Here is a 17,214-nt window from a genome sequence, read left to right as displayed (position 1 = left end):
CCTTTCGGCCCCCCTCATCTTCCCCACAAAAACACTCTCTTCTTTGTTTTTTTGGCGCCCCCCCCCCCCGCGGGGGGGGGGGGGGCTCATCTCCCCCCCCCCCCCCCGCCCCCTGTCGTTACGCTTAACAAGGATTCAGAATACTGCGCCGAGAGCAGCCCTTGCTAACCGATCTCTTCGGCTAACCCTAATCATTTGTTGATTTCACTAGATTTTGTTGATTTCATTGGTTAATTTATCACCAACTGCATTGACTGCGGTGTTGATATTGTCTCCAAGAAGCCCATAGGCCAGCACAGCAACACCGATCAGCACGGCGGCGACGATCACCCACTCGACGACCTCGGCACCTTCCTCGTCCTTCCAGAGTTTGCGTAAAAACTGTTTCATTTTGCTTACCTTGACTGTTTGTGAGCCTTTGGCTCGTTAGAATGCTCAATAAACCCCGACCCAAGCATCGGACACACGATTTAACAGATTGGTCTGACAGGCAGGTAGGGACGGAACTCAAGGCTGACCTACTGCCTACGACGCCCAAGCGCTCAGTCTTCTCCAAGGATAGACCATCGCGGGCGAAAAGTCAGCCCTGCGTGCATGGACATCTAAGGCGTGGATCAGGGACACGGATCGGGATCATCCTCATTTGCCGAGCGGCTGCTGCGCCCGGCCAAGAACAGCGCGGCCACGCCGAGACCGGCGAACAGCAGGAGCGATAGAGCGATCAAAATACCGACAAGTTGCATGGATATCACGCGATGCTACGCGTTTGTTGCGCATTTTCATGGGGGCGGCGCCAAACGTGGCGGATGATGCCCGTCTGTTCTCCCAACGTCTCCATCAATACAAACCCAAGATGATCATTAAAATTTATTATAGCGCCGTCTTGCTCCTGCTCTTGCTCGCCGGCTGTAGCGATGCCCCCGACTCGCAACAACAGGCCGAGGCCTTGCTCAGCGGTGCCGAGACGGGCGATATCTCGACCATCGAGCGTCTGCTCGGCGAACGCGCCGATGCCAACGCGCGCAACAGCTGCGACTGGACGCCGCTGATGATGGCGGCGGTGAACGGCCATGTCGATGCGGTCGAGCGCCTGCTCGCCGCCGGCGCCGAGGTGGATGCGGTGGACCAAGGCGGCTACACGGCGCTGCTGCTAGCGGCCTCGAACAACCACACCGAGGTCATGGAACAACTGCTGGCCCAAGGCGCGATGATCGACGCCCAGGAACAGACGCAAGGCTACACGCCGCTGATCTGGGCCGCGCATCGCGGCCATCGCGAGGCGGTCGAGCGGCTGCTCGCGCACGGCGCCGACACCACCCTGCCCGACTTCGAGGCCAAGACCGCTGCGGATCATGCGCGCGAGAAAGGACATGAGGCGATTCTCGCGCTTCTTCGTTGATAAAACGTTATGCAGGCATTACTGTCAGCGAATCGGCTAAACGCTACTCAACCAAGGAGATCTTGATGGCTACTCAGCTCACCGCCGCTAATCTGCGCGCGGAATTGTTCAAAACCCTTGACCAAGTCATCGTGACCGGCGAATCTGTTGAGATACAACGGCCTGGCGGACGTGTGCGGCTGGTAGCGGCTGAATCCAGCGGAAGGCTGGCGCGCCTTAACCCGCATCCAGGAACCATTGTCGGCAACCCCGATGATCTGGCGGATCTGTCTTGGGAAGATGTCTGGCGTCCGAACCTTTGATCTAGTTTAAGCCCATGCGTCTTTATCTCGACACGCACGTTCTGGTCTGGTTGTATCAGGATGGTCCTTCGCGATTGACTGCCGAGGGACAGGCGTCGGTCGATTCAGCCGCAACACTCGTGATTTCACCAATCGTTGAGCTCGAACTCACCTATCTCCATGAAATCAGGCGCATCACCTGTCCGGCAATCACAATTCTCGACACCTTGAATCGTGATCTGGAGCTAGATCGATGCCGGCGACCCTTTGCCAGCATCGTTGGCGAGGCTGTCGGACAGGGATGGACACGCGATCCGTTTGATCGCTTGATCGTTGCCCAAGCCGCTTATGGGAAAGACCCCTTGCTGACGGCAGACAAAAATATCCGCGAGAATTATGTGCTAGCGTTCTGGTAAAGGAACAGATGAATGACTTGGCCGACGCTGGGGTGTCGGTCATGATCGTCTATCCGATCCTGACGCGGGGCTTCACAGCGGAAATAAAACACTCTTTACCAAGTCGCCATCTACGCCCAAAAATGAGATCTGATCAAGACTGTGGACGATCCAAACCTCTAGGGCGCCGCTGTCAAAATACAGTTTCGCTTTTTCCTTCATTTCTACCATCGAGTTGGATGGCGAGAGGATTTCAATACAAACCTCAGGTGCTTTCGGATAAGGCGTGACAAAGCCGTGGCGCGTTACAAATTCCTCGGAGAGCCAGGCCACATCAGCGACCTTGATCCCATCGGCGGTGGCAATGGAACATTCAGCGACGACATCGCCGCCCTTTTGTTGCTGCAACAACATGGCGCTCAGATGGCTCTGGAGCCTACCATGTTCATTGGATGCAGGACTCATTAACAGCTTGCCGAATTTAGTCAGCTCAATCTTAAAAGGCAGATCGGCGAACATCGAATTATCAACGACATCTGACCACTGCATCGGTGTTTCCTCGGTTTGGCAAAGCATTCGTTCAGGGCGGCTGATGGTCTGGCAGTGGATCAGGCAGGACCGTCCGGCTTACCGGGGTCGGGTCCGCAGCGGGTTTGAGCGGTTATCGCCACAAACGGCAGCCCCGGTTTGGTCGCCACGCGAACGCCCCAATCTCTGCGCGATCCATGGTCGAATCCTATCGAGGTGCACATGAGCCGCAAAGCCCGTCTCCAAGATTGCCTGAACACCGCGCTGACCCCGATGCACCTGGAGGTCTCGGATGAGAGCCACATGCATAATGTACCGGAGGGCGCGGAGTCGCATTTCAAGGTGCTCGCGGTCAGCGAGGCCTTCGCTGGCGAGAAGCTGATTGATCGCCATCGCCGCGTCAACGCGCTGGTGCGCGACGAACTGACCGGCGGACTGCACGCACTCGCCATCCACGCCTGGACGCCGCAAGAGTGGTTCGACAAAGGCGGCGGCGAAGCGCCCGCCTCGCCCGAGTGCCTCGGTGGCAGCAAACAGGCCAGTTGAGCGCGGTTCAGCAAACCTTTTGAGTGCCGCTCAATCAGCCTTCGCACGCTGTTCCTGGAAAAACGCCTGGGTGATCTTGAACACCACCGGGCTGAGCAACACCAGCGCGATCAGGTTCGGGATCGCCATCATCGCGTTCAGGGTATCGGCCAGCAGCCAGACGAAATCGAGCTGGCTGATGGCGCCAATGGGCACCGCCAGCACCCAGAGCACCCGGAATGGAATGATGGCGTGGACGCCGAATAGGTATTCGATACAGCGCTCGCCGTAGACGCTCCAGCCAAGGATGGTGGTGAACGCGAACAGCGCGAGGCCAATGGAGACCACATAGGCACCGCTGCCGGGCAGTTCCTCGCCAAAGGCGACGGCGGAGAGGGCGGCGCCGGTGATGTTGCGATTGTGCTCCTCGGTGGCGCCGCCGGCGGTCTCGAGCATGCAGACGGTGCTCGACTTGCGGATCATCCAAGAGCTGTCGACTCGCTCCTCGATGACGCCGCCGCGCTCGACGCAGGCGGTGAAGTCGGGGCTGTCGGCCTTCCATTGCCCGGAGATCACGATCACCAGGCCGGTGATGGTGCAGATGATCAGCGTATCGATGAAGGTGCCGAGCATCGCGACCGTGCCTTGGCGCACCGGGCTGTCGGTCTCGGCGGCGGCATGGGCGATGGGCGCGCTGCCGAGCCCGGCCTCGTTGGAAAAGATGCCGCGCGCCACACCCATCTGCAGGGCCAGCATCACCGAGGCGCCGGCGAAGCCGCCGACACCGGCGGCGGGAGTGAAGGCGTATTCGACGATGGTGACGAAGGCGGCCGGGATCTCGCCGAGATTCAGCGCCAGCACGATGAGCCCGGCGAGCAGATAGGCCAGCGCCATCAGCGGCACCAGCTTGCCGGCGACCTGCGCGATCCAGCGGATGCCGCCGATCAGCACCAGCCCCACCAGCAGCCCCATCACCAAGCCGGTGCCGAGCGCGGGCACGCCGAATTTAGTGGTCAGCGCATCGGCCACCGAGTTGGCCTGCACGGTGTTGCCGATGCCGAAGCCGGCCAGGGCGCCGAAGAGGGCGAACAGCACCGCCAGCCAGCGCCAATTCTTGCCGAGGCCGTTGCGGATGTAGTACATCGGCCCGCCGACGTGGTTGTTCTTCTCGTCGACCTCGCGATAGCGCACCGCGAGCACGGCCTCGGCATATTTGGTGGCCATGCCAACCAGGGCGGTGATCCACATCCAGAACAGGGCACCGGGGCCGCCGATGGCGAGCGCGGTGCCGACGCCGGCGATGTTGCCGGTACCAATGGTCGCCGAGAGCGAGGTCATCAGCGCATTGAAGGGCGTGATGTCGCCCTTGCCCTGCTGCGTGCGGCCGCGCCAGAGCATGCGAAAGCCGTAGCCCAGCCGGTAGAGCGGCATGGCCTTGAGGCCGATGGAGAGATACAGGCCCGTGCCGAGGATCAGCACGAGCATCGGCGGGCCCCACACCCAGCCGTTGATGGAGCCGATGACCGCAGAAACCTGGTCCATGGGTACCCCCTGAGAGTGATTGGTGAGATGGCGCGACAAACGAGCGGCGTACTATACCGCCGTCGCGCGTGCTGCTCATCCCCCTCATTGCCTGTTCTCACTGGGGCGCGCGCTTGGTCCGAGCCGGTTCAGGCGTATATTGGCCGATACACCGTGACGTCCACCAACCGAGGTCATCCCATGGCAGCACCCGACCTGACGCCCATCCAACCTTTAGTCGAGGAACTCAACCAGCATCCAATCTATGCCGAACTCAGGGACATCAACGACCTGCGGGTGTTCATGACCCATCATGCCTTTTCGGTCTGGGATTTCATGTCGTTGATCAAATACCTGCAGGGCAAGCTGGCGCCGACGCGGGTGCCCTGGATTCCGCAAGGCAACCCGGCGGTGCGTTACTTCATCAATCAGTTGGCGCTCGAGGAGGAGTCCGATGTCATCGAGGGCAGCAGCGGCCCGAGCTACAGCAGCCACTTCGAGTTCTATTGCACGGCCATGCATGAGATCGGCGCCGATGGCGAGAATCCGCGCCGCTTCCTCGAGCGGGTGCAGGAACAGGGGCTGGATGCCGCGCTTTACTCGGATCTGGTGCCTCTGCCCTCGCGCTACTTCACCGAGACCACCTTCTGCTTCATCCGCGAGGATAAGCCGCATGCGGTCGCGGCGGCGCTCGCGATTGGGCGCGAACGGGTGATCCCGGAGATGTTTCGCTCACTGCTCGCGCGCATGGCGATCACCGAACAGGACGCGCCGGCCTTTCATTATTATCTGCACCGCCACATCCATCTGGATGAGGATTTCCACGGGCCGCTGTCGCTCGCCATGCTCGATCAGCTTTGCGGCGATGATCCCGAGCGTCTTGAGGAGGCCCTGATCGCGGCCGAGGAGGCAATCTGCGCGCGTATTCGCTTTTGGGACGGGGTGTTGGAGGCAGTTCAGGCGGCGCGGGGTTGACGACGGACTGAGGGCTGAGGTGAGCGCAGCGAATGGCGCCAAAAACCTTTGTCGGTATAAGGTGGAATCTCAGCATTGTGAGGCCATCTAGGGCGGTACAAGCCTACTCTCCATGCAGAAATCGATACGACGAGGTGTTCCATGACCGTAGCCGTCCCACTCGACAACGAAGGGTTCTTGCTCAATCGTGACGACTGGACCGAAGAGCTTGCCGTCGAACTCGCCGAGCAAGACGACTTCGAGATGAACGAGCAGGTGATGCAATTCATCCGTGATGCGCGCGGCATGTACGACAACGATGGCGTGGTGCCGCCGATTCGCATCTTCGCCAAGAAGCAGGGCGTCTCGACCAAGGAGCTTTACAGCATCTTCAAGAAGGGGCCGATGAAGCTGATCTGTAAATGGGGCGGCCTGCCAAAGCCCACCGGCTGCGTCTGATCGGCTGATCCATGTCGCCCGGCATGTCGCCTGGATCTGCGGGACTCGGGCAAGGTTCAGTGGGCATTCTCAGCCAAGGGCCGTGGCTGGCGCCCCGCCACCCGCTCGGGCTCGACTTGACGGCCATCGGCGCCAAAGCAGAGGCCGTCTCTTAGGGCGATCAGATCGCCCTCGCCCAGGGGCTCCCAAAGCTCATCGGTCAGCGGCACGCTGGCGACCAGGGCCACGTCCTGGCGGATCGAGCTGAGATTGACGCCGGCCTCCTGTAGCTCGGGCGCGGTGCGCCAGCAACAGCGCTGCAGCAGATAGAGACCGGGGGCACGGAGCTGACCATCATCAGGCTGGGTGCGCCGATCGGCGTGCACGAACAGGGCATCGCTGTCGGCATAGATGAAGTTGGCCGAGCCGAGCGCCCTGAGTTCACGCGCGTAGTCGGCAATCACGGCCAGCCGTGTCGGCAGGTCCGGCACCTCGCCCCAGACATCGTCCCAGACCGGCGCGAGCGCGGTCATCAAGCCGCAGAAGGCGCGCTCGGAGTCGGAATCGCCCACCGGCGAGAAACGGGCCGGATACTTGGCGTTCTGATCGGCCAGGGTTGGCATGTCACCGTTATGCGCGAAGACGTGCATGCGCCCGCCAAGTTCACGCGCGAAGGGTTGGGTGTTGCGCAAGGCTAGCACGCCGAAGGTCGCGAGCCGGATGTGGCAAAGGCCAAGCTTGGTGCGCAAGCCCTGGCGCTCCATGAACTGCATCAGCGGGCTCTCGCTGGCCGGGCGCGGCTCGCGCAGCAAGAGACAATCCGCCCCCTCGTAGAAGGCGAGCCCCCAGCCGTCGCGATGCGGGCCCTCGGCCCCTCCGTGGCGTGCCAGACGCTCGAGCGAGAAGCCCAGGGTCGCCGGCACTCGACTCGACATCGCAAAGAGCTCGCACATCGCATTCTTATCCTCGGGGTTGATCGGCGGGCGTGCCCTCCGGATTCTCTGTGATCCCGCCCGCGAGAGCAAAGGCGGTATATCATTTCCGCTGTCATCCACCCTGCCGTTGATGGAGCCACCGCGCGTTCATGGATCCCGAAGCCTTTGTTCAGTCCTCCGTTCTGCTGCTCGTCGCCGCTGCTGCTGCGGTGACGCTGTTCAAACACTTTGGACTCGGCTCGATCCTCGGTCTGCTGGTGGCCGGCGTCTTAATCGGCCCTTATACGCCGGGTCCATCGGTGACCGGCAATGTCGATGATCTGCGCCACTTCACCGAGCTGGGCGTGGTGCTGCTGCTGTTCGTCATCGGCCTGGAGCTGCATCCGAGTCGGCTGTGGGAGATGCGCCGAACGCTGTTCGGGCTCGGCTCGTTGCAGATCATCTGCTCCGGCCTGGCGTTGGCGCTCTATTTTCGCCTCTTCGTCGCGACCTGGCCGATCGCGTTGTTGATCGGCTTCAGCCTCGCGCTGTCGTCGACGGCGCTGGTGATGCAGATGCTCTACGAGAAGGGCGAGATCGCCACGCCGCGCGGACAGACGGCGTTCGCGGTCTTGCTAATGCAGGATATCGCCGTGGTGCCGATGCTGGCGTTGCTGCCGCTAGCGGCTGCCACGGGGGCGAGCCTGCCGGGTCCGCCGCTGTGGGAGCAGTTGGGGCTGATCGTGCTGATGCTTGCCGGCGTGATCCTGTCCGGGCTTTATTTGGTGCCGCTGGTGTTGGATCTGCTGGCGCGGCAGGGCAATCGCGAGGCCTTCTTTCTGGTCACCCTGGCGGCGGTCTTCATCGCCGCCTGGGCGATGAACCGCGCCGGCATGTCGATGGCGCTCGGCGGCTTCTTGATGGGCATGATGCTCTCGCGCTCGCGCTACAGCGTGCAGGTGCATGCCAGCATCGAGCCGCACAAGGGGCTGTTGATGAGCGTGTTCTTCGTCACCGTCGGCATGTCGCTGGATCTGAACGTGTTGACGACGCAGCCCTTGATCTTCGGGCAGCACCTATTAGCCCTAGTCACGATCAAGGTGGTGCTGATCTTTCTGCTCGCCCTCGGGTTCTGTAACACGCGCAGTAGCGCGCTGCTGGTCGCCTTCATGCTCGGGCAGGCCGGTGAGTTCGGCTTCATCCTGTTCGGCGCGGCGAAGATGCTCGGCATCATCGATGCGGCCACGTTCACCATGGTGGTGGCCTTGATCTCCGGCAGCATGCTGGCGACGCCCTTGCTGGTGCGCCTCGGGGCGTTCTTGAGCGCGCGCTTCCCCGACGAGGAAGGCCCGGTGGATGAGCGCTTCCGCTATCAGCCGGAGCAGGAAGACGGGCCGCGAGCGGTGATCGCCGGTTATGGACGGGTGGGTCACACCGTCGGCGCGGTGCTGGCCAGCCATGGCATTCGCTTTGTCGCCTTCGATCAAGACCCAGGGCTGGTGGCACGCTGGCGCGCCGAGGGTCAGCCGGTGTTCTATGGCGATATTCGCAATCCAGCACTGCTTGCGGCAGCCAAGATCGAGCAGGCCAAGGTGGTGGTCTTGACCATTGATGATCCGCGCGCCTGCATCGAGGCCACGACCCTGATCCGCCATTATGCGCCGGAGATCATCATCGTCGCGCGCGCGCGCGATCTGACCGCCTGTGATGCGCTATTCCGGGCCGGCGCCAGCCGTGCCTTCCCGGAAGCGGTCGAGGCGAGTCTGCGCCTGGCCGCCGAGACCCTGGATGGACTCGGCATCACCGACGAGGACGCCGAGCAGATGGTGCAGCAGGCCCGCGGTAAGGACTATGCGCTGGTGCGCTCGGAGATCACCGAGCAGGCGCCAATCGTGGATTCATCTGCGCCGAAGGGATAGTGCCGTGGGTCTGATCCGCTGTCGGCGAGACGCGCGCGCAGGCGTAGGTCGGGGCCGATCTGGCGCAAGTCGAGCAGTTCCAGCGACACGCGCTCGCGCATGCTGGCGAGCGGCCCGAGCTGGAACAGCCCGCGCGCGTCGCTGCCCATCAGGTGCGGGGCCAGGTAGAGCACCAGTTCATCGACCAGGCGCTGCTCGACCGCAGCGCCGGCGAGCGTCGGCCCGGCCTCGATCAGCACCTCGTTGATCTCGCGTTCGGCGAGGTAGCGCAGCAGGGCTTCGAGATCCACCCGACCGGCCGCATCCGGCGGGCCAACCCAGACCTCGGCACCGGCGGAGGTGGCGGCGGCGATGCGCCTTGGGTCTTGCACACGGGTCGCGACCAGGGTGGCGCCCGGTAGTGGCAGCATCTTCGCCGCGAGCGGCAGGCGTAGCGCGCTGTCGAGGATCACCCGCAGCGGTTGCCGCACCGGCTCGCCCTCCCCTAGCGCCGGGATCAACGCCGGCGCCAGTCGCACGTTGAGCGAGGGATCATCGGCCAACAGGGTGCCGATGCCAGTGACAATCGCCGATGAACGCGCGCGCAGCCAGTGCACATCGGTGCGCGACGCCTCCGAGGTGATCCAGCGGCTCTCGCCATTGGCCAGCGCCGTGCGCCCGTCGAGACTGGCCGCGAGCTTGACCCGCACGAAGGGCAATCCAAGCCGCATGCGCTTGTCGAAGCCTGGATTCAGTTCGCGGCAAGGGCCTTCAAGCACACCGGTGACGACCTCGACACCGGCCGCACGCATGCGCTCGAGCCCGCGTCCATGGACCAACGGGTTTGGATCGTCCATGCCGACGACGACCCGGCTCACCCCCGCCTCGAGTAAAGCATCGGTGCAGGGCGGCGTGCGGCCATGGTGGCAGCAGGGCTCGAGGGTGACATAGGCGGTCGCGCCGCGCGCGCGCGCGCCGGCGGCGTCGATGGCCAGGCGCTCGGCATGCGGCTCGCCGGCGCGGCGGTGCCAGCCTTCGCCAACGATCTGTCCCGCCTTGGCCAGCACGCAGCCGACGCGCGGATTCGGATCGGTGGTATAGAGCCCGCGCTCGGCGAGCTGCACGGCGCGCGCCATCAGCGCTCGCTCCTGCGCATCCTCGGCGGCCATGCTCAGGCGTCGTCCTGGTCGAGCGTATCGAGCAGATCGAGCTGAGTGCGGTCTTGCTCGGGCGCCGGATGTTGCTCGAGGCGCTCGATCTCCTCGCGAAAGGCGGCCACATCAGCGAACTTGCGGTAGACCGAGGCGAAGCGCACATAGGCGACTTGATCGAGGTCGCGGAGTTCGTCCATGACCAATTCACCGATCTCGCGCGAGCTGATTTCACCCTCGGCGGCAGCGAGCAGTTGACGCTGGATGCGCGCGATCGAGGCTTCGACTTGATCGGTGCTGATCGGGCGCTTCTCGGCCGCGCGCATCAGGCCGCTGCGCAGCTTGTGGCTGTCGAACGGGACATGGCTGCCGTCGCGTTTGATCACGCGGGGCAGATTCAGCTCGGCGGTCTCGTAGGTGGTGAAGCGCTCGCCGCAGACGCTACAGCGCCGCCGACGGCGAACCTGGTCGCCGTCGGCAGAGAGTCGGGAATCCATGACCTTGGTGTCTTGCGCACCACAATAGGGACAGCGCATGCAGCCGTCTCTCGATCAGGTCCGCTGAGGTTCGGCGCGAGCGGTCAGGGCGCTCAACGCGCGTAGACCGGGAAGCGTTTGCAGAGTTCGAGCACCTTAGCCTTGGCCTGATCGATCTGCGCCTGATCACCGCGAGCGTCGATGACATCGCACATCCAGCCGGCCAGCGCGTGCGCCTCATCGAGCCCGAAGCCGCGGGTGGTCATCGCCGGGGTGCCGACACGGATGCCGCTGGTGACGAACGGAGACTGCGGATCATTCGGTACCGCGTTCTTGTTGACGGTGATGTTGGCCGCGCCAAGCCAGGCATCGACGTCCTTGCCGGTCAGGCCCTGCTCGATGAAGCTGACCAAGAACAGGTGATCGTCGGTGCCGCCAGAAACGACATCGTAACCGCGCGCGAGGAAGGTCTCGGCCATGGCCTGGGCGTTGAGTACGACCTGCTTCTGATAGTCCTTGAACGCTGGCTCCATCGCCTCCTTGAAGGCGACGGCCTTGGCGGCGATGACATGCATCAGCGGGCCGCCCTGGATGCCCGGGAAGACCAGCGAGTTGAACTTCTTCTCCAGCTCGGGGTTGGACTTGGCCAGGATCAGGCCACCGCGCGGGCCGCGCAGGGTCTTGTGCGTGGTGGTGGTGGTGACATCGGCGATCTGGACCGGACTTGGATAGACGCCAGCGGCGACGAGCCCGGCGATATGGGCCATATCCACCAGCAGATAGGCGCCCACTTCGTCGGCGATATCGCGAAAGCGCTGCCAATCGATGACGCGCGAGTAAGCCGAGAAGCCTGCGATGATCATCTTTGGCCTGTGCTCGCGGGCGAGCGATTCGACCTGGGCGTAGTCGATCTCGCCGGTGGCCGGGTCGAGTCCGTACTGGACCGCGTTGTAGAGCTTGCCGGAGAAGTTGGGCTTGGCACCGTGAGTGAGATGACCGCCGTGAGCCAGGCTCATGCCGAGCACCGTGTCGCCGGGTTGGCACAACGCCATGAACACCGCCGCATTGGCCTGCGAGCCGGAGTGCGGCTGGACATTGGCGTAATCGGCGCCAAACAGGGCCTTGGCGCGCTCGATGGCCAGGCGCTCGGCGACATCGACGAACTCGCAGCCGCCGTAGTAACGCTTGGCCGGATAGCCTTCGGCGTACTTGTTGGTCATCACCGAGCCCTGCGCTTCCATCACGCGCGGGCTGGTGTAATTCTCGGACGCAATCAGCTCAACATGCTCTTCCTGACGGCGCTCCTCGTCGCGCAGGGCTTGAGCGAGCTCGTCATCGTAGCCGGTGATCTGCATGCTAGCGTCAAACATAGGAACTCCTAGAAACCAAAAGCCATTCAGTATAACGCGCTTCGGCTTGCGTTTCAGATCCGATGCCGATCAGGCTGCCAGGCGGCCTCGAGCTGTTTGAGCACATCGCGACGGCTAATGATGCCCATGAGACGGCCCTGCTCCATCACCGGCAGGCGGCGAAAGTGGCTGGTCGCGAACAGCTCGGCGACCTCGGTGATCGGGGTATTCGCATCCACGGTGACCACCGAGTGGGTCATGAAGTTCTCGACGCGGCCCCCGTCTTCGCTGTGGTAACCGGCGCCGAGCGCGATCCGCATGCAATCGCGCTCGGTGAGCATTCCAATCAGATTGCCGATCTGGTCGACGACCGGGGCCCCGGAGATCCGCTGTTCGACCAGGATACGCAGCGCCTCGAGCACGTCCATATCGGGAGTCAGGGTCACCAGAGCCCGCGACATAGCCGTTTTGGCGGTCTTGCTCTCTTTCATGCCGATCTCCTCGCGATAGCTTCGATTGTTTGAGCGCCTGCTTGGGCAATGACTTGGGCAATGACTCGGACGATAATTGGTCGGCAATCGGTCTCGTCTAGGCGCTGTCGGAGCGATTCGGGCAGGTTTGGCCGCGCTGGCAGGCACCACCGCAGTCGGAACCGAGCCCAGGGATCTGATTCAACCCGCCGCAACTGCCCTTGAGCGCGGCGCGGCCATTGAGCACGCCGAGCGCCAGACCAGTGAAGGCGAGCGTGAAGATCAGCAACGCAAAGCCGAATTCAAGCATGTGGTTACAACCGTCAACCGCCAAAATCATCGAGCAGGATGTTATCGTTCTCGACGCCCAGACTGTGCAGCATGCCGATCACCGCCGCCGTCATCATCGGTGGACCACACATATAGAACTCGCAGTCCTCGGGCGCCGGATGATCCTTCAGGTAACGCTCGTAGAGCACACTATGGATGAAGCCGACCTCCCCTTGCCATTCATCCTCGGGCTGTGGTGATGAGAGTGCGATGTGCCAACGAAAGTTCTCGTGCTCGCGCGCGAGCCTGTCGAAGTCGTCCTGGTAGAAGATCTCACGCTTGCTGCGCGCGCCATACCAGTAGGAGACCTTGCGCTTGGTGTTCAGGCGCTTGAGCTGATCGAAGATGTGGCTGCGCATGGGCGCCATGCCGGCGCCGCCGCCAACGAAGATCATCTCGGCCCCGGTCTCCTTGGCGAAGAACTCACCGAAGGGGCCAGCGATGGTGACCTCGTCGCCAGGCTTGAGGCCGAAGATGTAGCTCGACATGATGCCGGGCGGTACCTCGGGATGGTCCGGCGGTGGCGTAGCGATGCGCACATTGAGCATGATGATGCCCGCCTCGCCGGGATAGTTGGCCATCGAATAGGCGCGCATGACCGGCTGCTTGGTTCCAGCCTTGTATTTCCACAGATCGTATTGATCCCAATCGGCGCGCAGATGCTCAGGGATCTCGATGTCGGCATAGTCGAGCTGATACGGCGGACATTCGATCTGGATATAGCCGCCGGCGCGAAAGGCGACCTCCTCACCCGGCGGCAGCTCCAGGATCAGCTCCTTGATGAAGGTCGAGACGCTGCGATTGGAGCGCACTCGGCAGGTCCAGCGCCGCACGCCGAAGATCTCGCGCGGCACCTCGATGCGCAGGTCGTCCTTGACCGCGACCTGGCAGGCGAGTCGATAGCCCTCGCCGGCCTCGCGCCGGTTGATCAGGCTCGCCTCGGTCGGCAGTAGCTTGCCACCGCCCTCGAGCACCTTGACCCGGCACTGACCGCAGGTACCACCACCGCCGCAGGCCGAAGGCACGAAGATCTCGGCATCGGCCAGCGCCCCGAGCAGCTTGCGCCCGGCACTGGTGACCATGTCGCGCTCTTCGTTGATGTCGATATGGACATCGCCGCTTGGTACCAGCAGGCGCCGCGCGTTGAGGATGACGACCACCAGCGCCAGCACCACGCCGGTGAAGACCAGGATGCCGAAGGTTAGATCAAGCACGCGGCACCCCTCATAGCTGAATCCCCGAGAACGACATGAAGGCCATCGCCATCAGGCCGGTGGTGATGAAGGTGATGCCTAGCCCCTGCAGCCCGTCCGGTACATCGCTGTACTTGAGCTTCTCGCGGATGCCCGCCAGCAGCACCAGTGCCAGCGCCCAGCCGAAGCCGCTGCCGAAGCCGTAGACGGTACTCTCGGCCAGGTTATAGCCACGCTCGACCATGAACAACGAGCCACCGAGGATGGCGCAGTTGACGGTGATCAGCGGCAGGAAGATGCCGAGCGCCTGATAGAGCGCCGGGAAATAGCGATCCAGCAGCATCTCAAGGATCTGCACCATCGCGGCGATGACGCCGATATAGGTGATCAACCCGAGGAACGAGAGATCCAGCCCAGGCAGCCCCAGCCAGGCCAGCGCGCCCTCTTGCAGCAGGTACTGGTTGATCAGGCTGTTGACCGGCACGGTGATGGTCTGCACAACGATGACCGCGATACCGAGCCCGATCGCGGTCTCGATCTTCTTCGAGACCGCAAGGAAGGTGCACATGCCGAGGAAGAAGGCCAGCGCCAGGTTCTCGACGAAGACGGCCTTGAACAGCAGGGACAGATAATGCTCCATCATAGCGATTCCGTGCGGTGCACCACATTGATGCGGTACTCGGGTTTCTCGAGCTGCGCCGGCTTCCAGCTGCGGATGGCCCAAATCATCAACCCGATGATGAAGAAGGCGCCCGGCGCGAGCAGCATCAGGCCATTGGGCTCGTACCAGCCGCCCTCCTTGATCAGCGGGAGGATCTGCACATCGAGCAGGCTGCCGGAGCCAAGCAACTCGCGAATCGCGGCGACGCTGATCAAAATGACGCTGTAGCCAAGGCCATGGCCGAGAGCATCGAGAAAGCTCGGCCAGGGTGGATTCTTCGACGCGAAGGCCTCGGCGCGGCCGAGCACGATGCAGTTGGTGATGATCAGCCCAACGAAGACCGAGAGCTGTTTGGAGAGTTCATAGGCGAAGGCCTGCAGCACCTGATCGACCAGGATCACCAGCGAGGCGATGATGGTCATCTGGATGATGATGCGGATGCTCGATGGCATGTGCCGCCGGATCAGGCTGATGATGACGCTGGCGCCGACGATGACCGCCGTCAGCGCGATGCTCATGGTGATGGCCGGCGCCAATTTGGTGGTCACCGCCAAGGCCGAGCAGATGCCGAGGATCTGCAGGGTGATCGGATTGTTATCGACGATCGGCTCGAGCAGGAGCCGTGCGGATTGGGTTGCCATGCTGCGTATCCCCCTGTTCGGCTCGGCTGTCAGCTGCGGTTCTCGTCGCTGAGCCGGGCCAAGAAGGGACCATAGCCCAGCTCGCCAAGCCAGAAGCGCATCAGGTTGGTGACTCCATTGCTGGTGAGGGTGGCGCCAGAGAGCCCATCGACGCGGTGCTCGGCATTGGGTGCATCGGCATCGACGCTGCCCTTCACGACCTCGATCACGGGCTCGCCACGCTCATCGATGAGCACCTTACCCGGCCATTCCGAGAGCCAGCGCTCGCCGGCGACCTCGCTGCCGAGCCCGGCCGTCTCGCGCTGCTCGTAGAAGGTGAGCGCCTTAGCGGTGCGCCCATCGGGCGCCAGCGCCAGCAGCCCGTGCATGGTCGACCAGAGTCCGGCGCCATAGACCGGCAGGATAATGGTCTGAAGCTGCCCATGCTGGCGCACCAGATAGACCGGCATGCGGTCCGGTCGGCGCTGGATCCCGGCGCGGCTGGCCTCGGCGAGCACACTGCTCGCGGCCGGGTCCTTGGCCGCATCGCGGTAGGAGTAGGTCAGTGGATCTGACTCATCAACGAACTCGCCGGTCTCGAGATCGACCAGGCGTTGGTCGATTTGGTCAAAGGCTTGGTCCAGACTCAGATCAGCCGTATCGAGGCCAGCGACCTTGACCACCTCCGACTTGAGCGCGCGCGCGGCGTTGCGCTCCTGCAGCGGGCGCAGGCCGACGGCAGTGGCAGAAACTACTACCGAGCAGACTAGGCAGAGCACCAGTGCCACCGCCAGTGTCTTGCGCGGGTCATCGTTCGGCAGTCGAAACAGCGCGCGCGGCGAGATCAGCCAAGCGCTCGCGCGCGCTGGCTTAGGATGCGGGTGCGATTCAGCCGACATGGCGCCGCGTCCTCCTACGGATGTTGGCCTGGACCACGAACCAGTCGATCAGCGGCGCGAACAGATTGCCGAACAGGATCGCCAGCATCACGCCCTCCGGATAGGCCGGGTTGAGCACCCGGATCAAGACCGTCATGAAGCCGATCAAGGCCCCGTAGAACCATTTGCCGGTTTCGGTCATCGAGGCCGAGACCGGATCGGTGGCCATGAACACCAGCCCGAAGGCGACACCACCGAGCACCAGGTGCCAGTGCCAGGGCACGGCGAAGGCCGGATTGGTCTCGCTGCCAATGGCATTGAACATCAGCGCGGTGCCAATCACCCCGATCAAGACCCCGACCATGATGCGCCAAGAGGCGACGCCGGTGTAGAGCAGAAACAGGGCGCCGGCGATGATCAGCAGGGTCGAGGTCGAGCCGATCGAGCCCTGCACGGTGCCGAAGAAGGCATCCCACCAGGTCACACCGGCGGCCTGGATCGCGCTCAACCCACCTTCGGCTGCCAGCGTCAAGGGCGTGGCGCCGCTGAAGCCGTCCACTGCGGTCCAGACCGCATCGCCGGAGATCTCGCTCGGATAGGCGAAGAATAGGAAGGCGCGCCCGGTCAGCGCCGGATTCAGGAAATTCTTGCCGGTGCCGCCGAACACCTCTTTGCCGATGACGATGCCGAACGAGATACCCAGCGCCACCTGCCAGAGCGGGATGTCGGGCGGCAGGGTCAGCGCGAACAGGATCGAGGTGACAAAGAAGCCCTCATTGACCTCGTGGTTGCGCACGGTCGCGAACAGGATCTCCCAGAAGCCGCCGGCGGCCAGGGTGACGATGTAGATCGGCAGGAAATAGACCGCACCATGCCAGAAGTTGTCCCAGAGGCTGTTGGCCTCATTACCGCCAGCGCCGAGCAGCCAGAGCAGACCGCCGCGCCAGCCTTCCACCTGCTCGACACCCATTGCCGTCATGGCGCTGTTGGCCTGCAGGCCGATGTTGATCATGCCGAACAGGGCGCAGGGCAGCACCGCGATCCAGACGAAGATCATCACCCGCTTCAGGTCGATCGCGTCGCGCAGGTGCGGGGTGCCGGCGGTGACCGTCGACGGCGTGTAGAGGAAGGTGTCGACCAGCTCGAACAGGGCGCCGAAGCGCTCGTAGCGGCCGCCAGTCAGGAAGTGGCGCTCCTGCCGGTCCAGGTACTTGCGCAGGGCCTTGATCATGG

The 17,214-nt window shown here is 63.2% G+C and carries 21 protein-coding genes; 7 read left to right on the top strand and 14 right to left on the bottom strand.

The genetic code is table 11. From position 1 onward, the window contains the following. Positions 1–207 precede the first annotated feature (207 nt). The gene (locus AC54T3_RS10300) at positions 208–390 is read right to left on the bottom strand and encodes a Flp family type IVb pilin (RefSeq protein WP_496624455.1); all 183 of its coding nucleotides are present in this window, start codon (positions 388–390) and stop codon (positions 208–210) included. A gap of 463 nt (positions 391–853) precedes the next feature. On the opposite strand from AC54T3_RS10300, the gene AC54T3_RS10295 reads away from it, so the two are divergent. From AC54T3_RS10295 to AC54T3_RS10285, 3 genes are all read left to right on the top strand, one after another. Beyond that, positions 854–1,399, top strand: a complete 546-nt coding sequence (locus AC54T3_RS10295) for an ankyrin repeat domain-containing protein (RefSeq protein ID WP_496624454.1) — start codon at positions 854–856, stop codon at positions 1,397–1,399. A gap of 65 nt (positions 1,400–1,464) precedes the next feature. Next, positions 1,465–1,701, top strand: a complete 237-nt coding sequence (locus AC54T3_RS10290) for a hypothetical protein (protein WP_496624452.1) — start codon at positions 1,465–1,467, stop codon at positions 1,699–1,701. A 14-nt stretch (positions 1,702–1,715) separates the two neighbouring features. Then, positions 1,716–2,096, top strand: a complete 381-nt coding sequence (locus AC54T3_RS10285; RefSeq protein WP_496624451.1) for a type II toxin-antitoxin system VapC family toxin — start codon at positions 1,716–1,718, stop codon at positions 2,094–2,096. Between the two features lie 72 nt (positions 2,097–2,168). Here AC54T3_RS10285 and AC54T3_RS10280 read toward each other — a convergent pair whose 3' ends face one another. Continuing rightward, positions 2,169–2,624, bottom strand: coding sequence for a Uma2 family endonuclease (locus tag AC54T3_RS10280; protein ID WP_496624450.1), 456 nt, complete (start codon positions 2,622–2,624; stop codon positions 2,169–2,171). A 201-nt stretch (positions 2,625–2,825) separates the two neighbouring features. Here AC54T3_RS10280 and AC54T3_RS10275 point away from each other — a divergent pair, with 201 nt between their 5' ends. Beyond that, the gene (locus AC54T3_RS10275; protein WP_496624449.1) at positions 2,826–3,149 is read left to right on the top strand and encodes a BolA family protein; all 324 of its coding nucleotides are present in this window, start codon (positions 2,826–2,828) and stop codon (positions 3,147–3,149) included. A 30-nt stretch (positions 3,150–3,179) separates the two neighbouring features. Here the strand turns inward: AC54T3_RS10275 and AC54T3_RS10270 are convergent, their stop codons facing one another. Next, a complete protein-coding gene (locus AC54T3_RS10270) occupies positions 3,180–4,670 on the bottom strand; it encodes an alanine/glycine:cation symporter family protein (protein ID WP_496624448.1) in 1,491 nt (496 codons plus the stop codon). 180 nt (positions 4,671–4,850) lie between these two features. Here AC54T3_RS10270 and AC54T3_RS10265 point away from each other — a divergent pair, with 180 nt between their 5' ends. Together AC54T3_RS10265 and AC54T3_RS10260 are read left to right on the top strand one after the other, a co-directional pair. Continuing rightward, positions 4,851–5,624: a DUF3050 domain-containing protein gene (locus tag AC54T3_RS10265; protein WP_496624446.1), complete on the top strand. Its 774-nt coding sequence runs from the start codon at positions 4,851–4,853 to the stop codon at positions 5,622–5,624. A 141-nt stretch (positions 5,625–5,765) separates the two neighbouring features. Beyond that, positions 5,766–6,062, top strand: a complete 297-nt coding sequence (locus AC54T3_RS10260; RefSeq protein WP_496624445.1) for a TusE/DsrC/DsvC family sulfur relay protein — start codon at positions 5,766–5,768, stop codon at positions 6,060–6,062. A 56-nt stretch (positions 6,063–6,118) separates the two neighbouring features. On the opposite strand, the gene AC54T3_RS10255 is transcribed toward AC54T3_RS10260, so the two are convergent. Then, the gene (locus tag AC54T3_RS10255) at positions 6,119–6,994 is read right to left on the bottom strand and encodes a class II glutamine amidotransferase (RefSeq protein ID WP_496624444.1); all 876 of its coding nucleotides are present in this window, start codon (positions 6,992–6,994) and stop codon (positions 6,119–6,121) included. 131 nt (positions 6,995–7,125) lie between these two features. On the opposite strand from AC54T3_RS10255, the gene AC54T3_RS10250 reads away from it, so the two are divergent. Next, positions 7,126–8,874 (top strand): cation:proton antiporter domain-containing protein, encoded by a 1,749-nt coding sequence (locus tag AC54T3_RS10250; RefSeq protein ID WP_496624443.1) that lies wholly within the window; start codon positions 7,126–7,128, stop codon positions 8,872–8,874. Here the strand turns inward: AC54T3_RS10250 and ribD are convergent. The 10 genes from ribD to AC54T3_RS10200 form a co-directional block, all read right to left on the bottom strand. After that, the gene (gene ribD, locus AC54T3_RS10245; RefSeq protein ID WP_496624442.1) at positions 8,805–10,022 is read right to left on the bottom strand and encodes a bifunctional diaminohydroxyphosphoribosylaminopyrimidine deaminase/5-amino-6-(5-phosphoribosylamino)uracil reductase RibD; all 1,218 of its coding nucleotides are present in this window, start codon (positions 10,020–10,022) and stop codon (positions 8,805–8,807) included. The two genes, AC54T3_RS10250 and ribD, sit on opposite strands and share 70 nt — an antisense overlap. A 2-nt stretch (positions 10,023–10,024) precedes the next feature. After that, positions 10,025–10,540: a transcriptional regulator NrdR gene (gene nrdR / locus AC54T3_RS10240; RefSeq protein WP_496624441.1), complete on the bottom strand. Its 516-nt coding sequence runs from the start codon at positions 10,538–10,540 to the stop codon at positions 10,025–10,027. 53 nt (positions 10,541–10,593) lie between these two features. Beyond that, positions 10,594–11,850: a serine hydroxymethyltransferase gene (gene glyA / locus AC54T3_RS10235; protein ID WP_496624440.1), complete on the bottom strand. Its 1,257-nt coding sequence runs from the start codon at positions 11,848–11,850 to the stop codon at positions 10,594–10,596. Positions 11,851–11,903: 53 nt separating this feature from the next. Next, on the bottom strand, positions 11,904–12,320 hold the full coding sequence (locus AC54T3_RS10230) for a CBS domain-containing protein (protein WP_496624439.1): 417 nt from the start codon (positions 12,318–12,320) through the stop codon (positions 11,904–11,906). Between the two features lie 97 nt (positions 12,321–12,417). Next, entirely contained in the window at positions 12,418–12,639 is a 222-nt protein-coding gene (locus AC54T3_RS10225) for a hypothetical protein (RefSeq protein ID WP_496624438.1), read from the bottom strand. Further along, positions 12,623–13,843 (bottom strand): NADH:ubiquinone reductase (Na(+)-transporting) subunit F, encoded by a 1,221-nt coding sequence (gene nqrF / locus AC54T3_RS10220; protein ID WP_496624437.1) that lies wholly within the window; start codon positions 13,841–13,843, stop codon positions 12,623–12,625. The genes AC54T3_RS10225 and nqrF overlap by 17 nt, the downstream gene beginning before the upstream one ends. A 10-nt stretch (positions 13,844–13,853) precedes the next feature. Further along, on the bottom strand, positions 13,854–14,465 hold the full coding sequence (nqrE, locus tag AC54T3_RS10215; protein ID WP_496624436.1) for an NADH:ubiquinone reductase (Na(+)-transporting) subunit E: 612 nt from the start codon (positions 14,463–14,465) through the stop codon (positions 13,854–13,856). After that, positions 14,462–15,124, bottom strand: a complete 663-nt coding sequence (locus AC54T3_RS10210) for an NADH:ubiquinone reductase (Na(+)-transporting) subunit D (RefSeq protein ID WP_496624435.1) — start codon at positions 15,122–15,124, stop codon at positions 14,462–14,464. The genes nqrE and AC54T3_RS10210 overlap by 4 nt, the downstream gene beginning before the upstream one ends. Positions 15,125–15,153: 29 nt before the next feature. Next, positions 15,154–16,002, bottom strand: coding sequence for a Na(+)-translocating NADH-quinone reductase subunit C (locus AC54T3_RS10205; RefSeq protein ID WP_496624434.1), 849 nt, complete (start codon positions 16,000–16,002; stop codon positions 15,154–15,156). Next, a complete protein-coding gene (locus tag AC54T3_RS10200; protein ID WP_496624433.1) occupies positions 15,992–17,212 on the bottom strand; it encodes an NADH:ubiquinone reductase (Na(+)-transporting) subunit B in 1,221 nt (406 codons plus the stop codon). Before AC54T3_RS10200 ends, AC54T3_RS10205 begins: the two co-directional genes overlap by 11 nt. Positions 17,213–17,214 lie beyond the last annotated feature (2 nt).

It is taken from the genome of Halochromatium sp. NSM3, assembly GCF_059621085.1.
The sequence above is the reverse complement of the archived record's forward strand: the minus strand, read 5'-3'. Positions and strand labels throughout refer to the sequence as shown.

What these genes read in the sequence shown, in the direction of transcription:
- AC54T3_RS10300 (WP_496624455.1), bottom strand. Translation starts at nt 390, where the DNA reads ATGAAACAGTTTTTACGCAAACTCTGGAAGGACGAGGAAGGTGCCGAG.
- AC54T3_RS10295 (WP_496624454.1), top strand. Translation starts at nt 854, where the DNA reads ATGATCATTAAAATTTATTATAGCGCCGTCTTGCTCCTGCTCTTGCTC.
- AC54T3_RS10290 (WP_496624452.1), top strand. Translation starts at nt 1,465, where the DNA reads ATGGCTACTCAGCTCACCGCCGCTAATCTGCGCGCGGAATTGTTCAAA.
- AC54T3_RS10285 (WP_496624451.1), top strand. Translation starts at nt 1,716, where the DNA reads ATGCGTCTTTATCTCGACACGCACGTTCTGGTCTGGTTGTATCAGGAT.
- AC54T3_RS10280 (WP_496624450.1), bottom strand. Translation starts at nt 2,624, where the DNA reads ATGCAGTGGTCAGATGTCGTTGATAATTCGATGTTCGCCGATCTGCCT.
- AC54T3_RS10275 (WP_496624449.1), top strand. Translation starts at nt 2,826, where the DNA reads ATGAGCCGCAAAGCCCGTCTCCAAGATTGCCTGAACACCGCGCTGACC.
- AC54T3_RS10270 (WP_496624448.1), bottom strand. Translation starts at nt 4,670, where the DNA reads ATGGACCAGGTTTCTGCGGTCATCGGCTCCATCAACGGCTGGGTGTGG.
- AC54T3_RS10265 (WP_496624446.1), top strand. Translation starts at nt 4,851, where the DNA reads ATGGCAGCACCCGACCTGACGCCCATCCAACCTTTAGTCGAGGAACTC.
- AC54T3_RS10260 (WP_496624445.1), top strand. Translation starts at nt 5,766, where the DNA reads ATGACCGTAGCCGTCCCACTCGACAACGAAGGGTTCTTGCTCAATCGT.
- AC54T3_RS10255 (WP_496624444.1), bottom strand. Translation starts at nt 6,994, where the DNA reads ATGTGCGAGCTCTTTGCGATGTCGAGTCGAGTGCCGGCGACCCTGGGC.
- AC54T3_RS10250 (WP_496624443.1), top strand. Translation starts at nt 7,126, where the DNA reads ATGGATCCCGAAGCCTTTGTTCAGTCCTCCGTTCTGCTGCTCGTCGCC.
- ribD (WP_496624442.1), bottom strand. Translation starts at nt 10,022, where the DNA reads ATGGCCGCCGAGGATGCGCAGGAGCGAGCGCTGATGGCGCGCGCCGTG.
- nrdR (WP_496624441.1), bottom strand. Translation starts at nt 10,540, where the DNA reads ATGCGCTGTCCCTATTGTGGTGCGCAAGACACCAAGGTCATGGATTCC.
- glyA (WP_496624440.1), bottom strand. Translation starts at nt 11,850, where the DNA reads ATGTTTGACGCTAGCATGCAGATCACCGGCTACGATGACGAGCTCGCT.
- AC54T3_RS10230 (WP_496624439.1), bottom strand. Translation starts at nt 12,320, where the DNA reads ATGAAAGAGAGCAAGACCGCCAAAACGGCTATGTCGCGGGCTCTGGTG.
- AC54T3_RS10225 (WP_496624438.1), bottom strand. Translation starts at nt 12,639, where the DNA reads ATGATTTTGGCGGTTGACGGTTGTAACCACATGCTTGAATTCGGCTTT.
- nqrE (WP_496624436.1), bottom strand. Translation starts at nt 14,465, where the DNA reads ATGATGGAGCATTATCTGTCCCTGCTGTTCAAGGCCGTCTTCGTCGAG.
- AC54T3_RS10210 (WP_496624435.1), bottom strand. Translation starts at nt 15,124, where the DNA reads ATGGCAACCCAATCCGCACGGCTCCTGCTCGAGCCGATCGTCGATAAC.
- AC54T3_RS10205 (WP_496624434.1), bottom strand. Translation starts at nt 16,002, where the DNA reads ATGTCGGCTGAATCGCACCCGCATCCTAAGCCAGCGCGCGCGAGCGCT.
- AC54T3_RS10200 (WP_496624433.1), bottom strand. Translation starts at nt 17,212, where the DNA reads ATGATCAAGGCCCTGCGCAAGTACCTGGACCGGCAGGAGCGCCACTTC.